Source organism: Oscillospiraceae bacterium, assembly GCA_031265355.1.
GTDB lineage: Bacteria > Bacillota > Clostridia > Oscillospirales > UBA929 > JAIRTA01.
The window spans coordinates 1-6,928 of record JAISCT010000052.1; the positions used below are offsets into that span (position 1 = coordinate 1).

Here is a 6,928-nt window from a genome sequence, read left to right on the forward strand (position 1 = left end):
ATCGTTCAGGTTGTGGCCCTGAGCGATAAATGCCTTTCTGAATTTGTAATGGCTTATGGCTATGCCGAGCCAAGCGATGAAGCCCGCCACGCCGGAAGCGTTCACGAGCCAGAGGTACACGGTGCCTTCGCCCACGAGTGAACCGAGGAAGGCCGCCATGCCGATGGCCGTGGTCAGGCAGAGCGCGAGAACGGGCACGCCCCTCTTGTTTACCTTCTTGAAGGCCGCGGGCGCTTTGCCCTCCATGGCCAACGAGTACAGCATACGCGTCGAGGCGTACATGCCGGAGTTCGCGCAGGACAGCACAGACGTCAGTATTACGGCGTTCATCAGCGCCGCCGCGAAGCCTATGCCCGCGCGGTGGAATATCAGCGTGAACGGACTCATCGACACGTTCTCTATGCCCGTGTGAAGCAGATTGGGATCGTTGTATGGCAGGAGGAAGCTGATGACCAGAATGCCTCCGATGTAGAACAGCATGATGCGGACAAAGACCGTCTTTATGGCTCTGGGAATGCTCTTTTCGGGATGCTCCACCTCACCGGCCGCCACGCCGATGAGCTCGGTGCCCTGAAAAGAGAATCCCGCAATCATAAATATGCTTATGATTGCCGCAAAACCTCCCGGGAACGGCGCGTCCCCTATCGTCCAGTTCGCGAAGCCCGGCGAGGGTCCGCTCATTACCCCGAAAATCATCAAGAGCCCGACGATTAGGAACACGACGATGGTGATCACCTTGATTCCGGCGAACCAGAATTCGCTTTCGCCGTAAGCGCCTACGGAGAAGAAGTTCAGCAGGAACAGCACGAGCAGAAAACCGGCGCTCCAGAGTATCTTTTCGATAGGCGACATGCTGCCGCGCCAGAAGCTTATCACGATAACGCCGGCTTCCAATTCGGCCGCTACTGTTATTGCCCAATTATACCAATAATTCCAACCAAGCGCGAATCCCAACGCGGGATCCACGAATTTTGTGGCATAGGTCTCGAAAGAACCTGTGACAGGCATGTAGGTGGACATTTCACCTAAGCTTGTCATTAAGAAAAAAACCATAATCCCGATGACGCCGTAAGCCAAAAGCGCGCCTCCCGGGCCGGCCTCATGCAACGAGCCGCCGACCGCGACGAACAGGCCGGTTCCTATGGCTCCTCCTATTGCGATCATGTTCACGTGTCTGACTTTAAGCCCACGCTTAAGACCGGTATCTTCATTAGTGCCCATGATTGTGTCATACCCCCTTTTTAAATTCCCCTACTTTTAACGTTTGTCTCGATGCGCCCCGTATGGGCGCAACTGCAAAACGGATATGGATTTTCATATCATTCACGCAAAAATTATAAGCAATGATCATGCCAATCGAGAAAAACGTCCTGCGGCAAGCCGCAGGACGCTGAATGCGGAACGATCGGTATCAATATCGGTTCGAAACCGTCATTTTTGAACCGTTTCCGATACCGTATTTCGAAGATCAAGTTTGTCACCATTGCAACCTAAAGAACCGGTGCAGCACCGCCGCGACCTCGGCGCGGGTGGACATGCCGCGCGGGTCGAATATATTGGCGGGCTTGCCGTTTATAACGCCGGCCGTGTAAAGGGCGTTCACCGCCTCGCTCGCGTAAGCCGCAATGTCAGCGTCGTCAGCGAACATCTCATATTCCCGTTTCTTGGGAAGCTCTTTGTCCGTGAACCGAATGTAGTTGTAAAGGATGACCGCCAAATCCTGTCTTGTAATCGGCGCGTCGGGGTCGAAATTGTTGCCGCCCACGCCGTTCACAATGCCGGCCTCGCGCGCCCATTCGACATAGGCGGCGTAGTAGGCGGCGGCGTCCACATCGCTGAATGTGCCGACGGTGAATCCGCTTGTGTCTATGCCGTGGAGTCTGCCAAGCACCGTAACGATCATTCCGCGCGTCATGGACGTACCCGGACTGAACCGGTCCGCCGTTGTGCCGACCATGAGGCCGCGGGTATAGGCAAACATCACATCGTCGTAGTACCACGCGCTTTCGCTTATATCGGTGAACGGGTTGACAGCCGGCGAGTCTGCGGGCGCGGCGTCTTTAAGTTCGTCAACCGGCTCCGGGCGTCCCGTACCGGATGGGCCTCCGCTCGGACCGGGTGCGCCGCCGCTCGCCTGCGCCTGAATCCGGAGCGTATTGGATTGCAACGTTCCCAGTTTGGCGGCGACTGTTCCGGCGCCCGTACCCGTGACTGTCAGTGTGCCGCTCGCGTCAACCGTCACGGAACCGGTCGCGGTGAAGGTCAGGCTGCTCGGGGATAAGCTGATTTTACCGCCATCCGCTTTCACGCCAAGCACCGTCAAGGCCAGAGTGTCGCCCTGTGTCATGGTAAGCGTATCCGCAGGGCTCAGTTCCAAGGCCGTGAAGTCCTCCGCGCCGACCTGCTCGACTTTAAGCGTCTGTGACGCCGTAAGCCCGGATGCCCCCATTACGGAAACCGCGATTTGTCCGTCGCTGCTCTGCGGCAGAGTACCCTTCAGCGAGAATCGCCCTTCGTCGTCCGCCGTCGCTTGCGTCGGCGCCGCGGCGTTCAACAAACTCGCGGTAAGACCGGGTTGGGTGCGCCCTTTGACAGTGAAATTGCCATCCGTGGTGGCGATGACGCGCGCGTCTCCCGCCAGATTGTCCACAATCAGCGTGGGCGGCGTCAAATCCGGCACGACGGTGACGACTTGGTTAACGCTGCCCAGCGTTGCGCTGTCTATGGCGGTAATCATCAGGGTTTCGTAGCCGCCGATAACCTGCTCGCCGTTCACAGTCGCGCTGTTTTTGGAGAAATAATCCTGCGCGGACAGCGTGAGGGCCTGCGCGCCTTTTACCGACGCCATTTCCTCTTTGTCGCGGTAGCGGATAATGTTAATGTCCGCATTGGCGGCTGTGCCGACGGTCAATTCAAAACCGGGGCTGACGCAGAGAATCGTATTTTTTCCGTCGCCGTCTTGTATTACGCCGCCGGTGAGATTCAGCGTCAGCGTCGGTGTGACCGCCGCTTTGACTTCCACAGCGCCGGAACTTCTCGTTTCAACGCCGTTGCTCTGCACGGCGATGTTCGCTTCGGAGGCGAAGACGGGCGTGACGCCCACAGTGTATTGCCCCGGCGTAAGTCCGGTGAGAATCGCGGTGTGGCTGTCGTCCGCGCCGGCGGGCAGACTCGGGCTGCCATCCTGTGCGCTGTCGTAGGAGAGCGTCAGCCCGCCGGTGACATACCCGGGCTGCCCCGCCGAACTCCCTTCGCTCGCGGACACGGCGGCGGGCATTGCCTGCGCGGGCAGTCCGTCCGCACCATAGGCGGCGACTGTGTAGCCTGTAATCAGGTACCCTGCGGATTTCAAGGTCGCATAATCCGTATCATCCTTTGAAACGCCGTCAAAGGTAACTTCTATGCTTTGGTTTTGTCCGGCCTTGGCCGTCAGGTTGCCGACAGTCGCGTCCGCGAAAGTGCTGTTCGTCACTTTTACCGCCTCGTAGCTCGGCATCCGGTCTAAAGGCATGCGCTGCTCCACGCCCTCGGCATCCGTACCGTAATAGCGGTAGAGTACCGTTTCGGGGTAGTAATCGCCGGGCGTCGCGTCGTCCGGGAATATGGAGGCGTTCAGCGTTACCGTGAGGGTTTTGGAATCATAGTCGCTGCCGCTGCCCTGCCCCACATCGCCGTAGTAATCGCCGACTGCCGCTGTGTTATTCTCTTGATCTTTGCCGCCCAAATTGGTTGTACTGAGCGGAACTTGAATGGTTGTCAGCGCTTCGCCGTCCGGGGCGGCGCGGCGCACCAAGTCCACAGAGTATTGGTAATTCTGCTGCCCGTTCCCGCTGCCCTGCGGCTTGAGGTTTTCCAAGTCAATCGTAAGCGTATCTTTGTTTAGGCTGACTTTTCCGTTTGTGCTTGTGCTTCCGCTCAGGGCGACGCCGCCGATTCCGGGCATCGCGTCCTGCTGCCAGAGCTGCACGGACACGTCGCGGCTTGATTTCAGCATCCATTCGCCTGTGCCGACCTTGTTTGTGTCCTCCGGCAGGGCGATGAGCCACGTCCTGTTGCCGTTCTCATCCCTGCCGGCGAGAGTATTGTAGACGAAACGGGCATCGTTTTCATTCACGGTGTCCTCCGCGCCCCACACGTTCAGCGTGATTTCCGCGCCGTTCGGTGCGTAAAGCCGCAGATCCGCGTCAGTCCCGGCTTCGAGCTGACGGACGGCGAGGAAGTAATCCGCGCTATCGTTGGGCAACGTGAAGCGCCGGGTAAAGATGTCGCCCTCCTTGCCGCTGTATATCTTGGTTCCGGCTATGCTCGGCGGCGCGGCGGCAAACAGGGAGAAGGCTCCGGTATCCTGCGCCGGCGAGAAGGCGCCGCCGGAGGTTTCCGTATCCGCCAACACCCGCAGACCTTCGCCCAGTTCGTTCGCCGGGTCGGAGGCCGCCGACATCGACATCATGCTGTACGTGGTGACGCCGGCCAGATTCGCGTAGTAGTCCGGCAGGTCGCCGTGGCCGAAGGCTAAGTATTCGTTCCCCATATTATAGGCGAACCAGCCGCGCAGATCTTCCAGCAGCCGCGCGCGACCCGCGACCCAGGCGGAGGCCGTGCCCAGGCCCTCGGGCTGAATATTGAGTTTGACGCTGAAATTCATATGAGAATATACGCTGGCAAGATGAAAGGGCCCGAAAATCAAGATTTGCGGGAAGTTGACCTCCAAGCCGCCATAGGCGTAGCCGGCGTATTCGAGGGCAAACAGATTGATCAGATCCGTCGGGGTGAGTTTCGTGCTTTGATCCTCCATATAGGAGATTATGGCGTCCCAGCCCGTTTGCAGGGGGTTGTCGAATTTCAGCCCGAAAGCGCCGCCCAGCTGTCCTTTGATGATATCCTGCACATATTGGTTGGACAGGGCCAAGCCGACGTGTACGCCGATCTTGGCGAAGACACGCGAGCAGTTGGAACCCGCCCGTTTCGGCTCGTTGAACATGCCGAACTCAAAGGTCAGGTAGTCCAGAAAATCGACGCCGACCTTGCCGATTTCCACGCTGCCGGACAGCGTGCCTACCATGCTGTAGAAGCCGCTGGTGATTTCCGCGTGGAAGCTCAGGAGCTGCACCAGCTTGAAGTGCGCGCCGACCGTAAACGTAATGGGCGGGAAGAAGGTGGTGCGCCAGTCGTAGTCGATGGTGTCCACCATATTGCTGATGCCGCCGGAAACGCCGGTGATCCATGCCACAATGGCGGGCGGAACCAAGGGCACGCCCGCTTCGCCGAGGTCGAAGTCGAAGTAGAAGCTGTTGGGCAGCCAGATGCCCAGCCGCTCGGATTCCTTCAGGTGCAGGAAGCCGCCGAGGCTTGCCGGCCCTATCGAAGCGTCCGTTTCAAAGTAATAGTCGTTCTCAAAGGTGTTGATGCGAGCGTAGGCGCTCCCGCCCATGATGTAGAGTTGGGGCAGCGTCAAGCCGCCCTCCGCCTCGATGCCGCGAAACTCCGCGAAATGATCCTGTCCGTTATTGATTTCCAGTTCCAGACGCTCCACGCCGAAACCGCCGAAAGGCTCTTGGGCAAAAGGCCATGTCATCCACAGACCGCCTTTGACGTTGATCATGTTTTTAGTCACCTGTATCTCATCGATGCCGGCGGCAAAACCCGTCCAGCCCGCGATTTCCAAACTGATGTCGCCCCAAGGCGCGAAGGTGACCGGCTTGTCGGAGCCGGCGGGGTTGAGCGAATACCGCGTGCCGTTATACATGTGCATCATCAGCGTGCGGCTTTCCTTGAACATATAACTGGGAACGAAGATAGGCGTGTTCAGGGCTTGCAGCCGCATATTCTCGGCTTCCATATGGATGCCCGCGCTGTCTTTGGTGAATTTCAGCGTGCCCAAGCCGTAGGTTTCGAGGAACATGGCGCCGTTAAAGCTGACTTTTTGCGCCCCCTCGTCGGAGATTTGCACCATGGCCGGGTTCGCGGGGTCGTCGGCGAAGAAGCCCCTTTCGTTATAGAAGGTCAACACGGTAATGGGATAGGCTCCGCTGCCCTGCACTTCCGCTTCCGTCGCGCCGATCTTCATGGCGTACTCGTTCCAACTGTTGCGCACGATGCTCATATAGTATTTGGGCGGCGCGGCGTAGTTGACCTCGGCCGTATGCAGGTTGAAAGCAAGGGTGGCCTTGCCGCCGCTGCCGTATTCGACCCCCGAGCCGGCATTTGAAGTGAATAAGGGACGGTAGCCGACCTGTATGCCCCAGGCTCGTTTGGTGTTTGGCTTTGTGCCGATAACGGAGCCGTTCTCGTATACATTCGTCTCGCCCATATCGCTGAACGCGGGCGCGCCGGTTTCTACCGCGCCGGAGGCTTTCAGGTTCAGCGTCAGGGTCGCCGGGTCGTCCCCGGAAGCGGGGGTAATGGAGCCTCCCGCCTTATCCCAGTCGATTTTGTAAGTATTCAGAATGGGTGAGAAACCGCTGACGTAGGCGCTGTTCGGCTCGTAGACCACGAGATATATCTCGTCTTTTTCAATCGTGTCGGCGCTGAATTGGCCGGATACGGTGACGCTCTCAAACCTGGCCGGGTTCGTGTGATTGGGGGCGGCGCCGTCGAAACGGGCCGGCTTGTAATCCACATCCTCCCCCAAAATGGGGATTTGGATATTGGCCGGATACGTCCCGCCTGTGGGCCATGTGAGCCGCACATCGTAGCCGACGCAGCCGATGTAATTATCCTTGGTAATGTCCGCTTTCACGCCGCCGCCCAAGTCGATGCCTGTTCCCTCCTGCAGCTTGTAGGCTCGTTCATACGGATTGTCGTTATAAAGGTAGACAATATCCTGCGCGAAGTAATCGCTTTGCCGTTCGGTCGCCGTCAGATACCGCTCCGCGCCTTTGTCGTCAAGGCGCAGTCCGTCGCTGTTCGCGGGCAGGGTGTAGGTGAT

2 protein-coding genes are annotated in these 6,928 nt (G+C 58.5%); both read right to left on the reverse strand.

All coding sequences use genetic code 11. From position 1 onward, the window contains the following. Positions 1-1,221: amino acid permease (locus tag LBK75_07925; GenBank protein ID MDR1158218.1), on the reverse strand; the 1,221-nt coding region annotated here is incomplete at its 3' end. Positions 1,222-1,477: 256 nt separating this feature from the next. Beyond that, a partial coding sequence (locus LBK75_07930) for an S-layer homology domain-containing protein (GenBank protein ID MDR1158219.1) occupies positions 1,478-6,928 on the reverse strand: 5,451 nt, incomplete at its 5' end.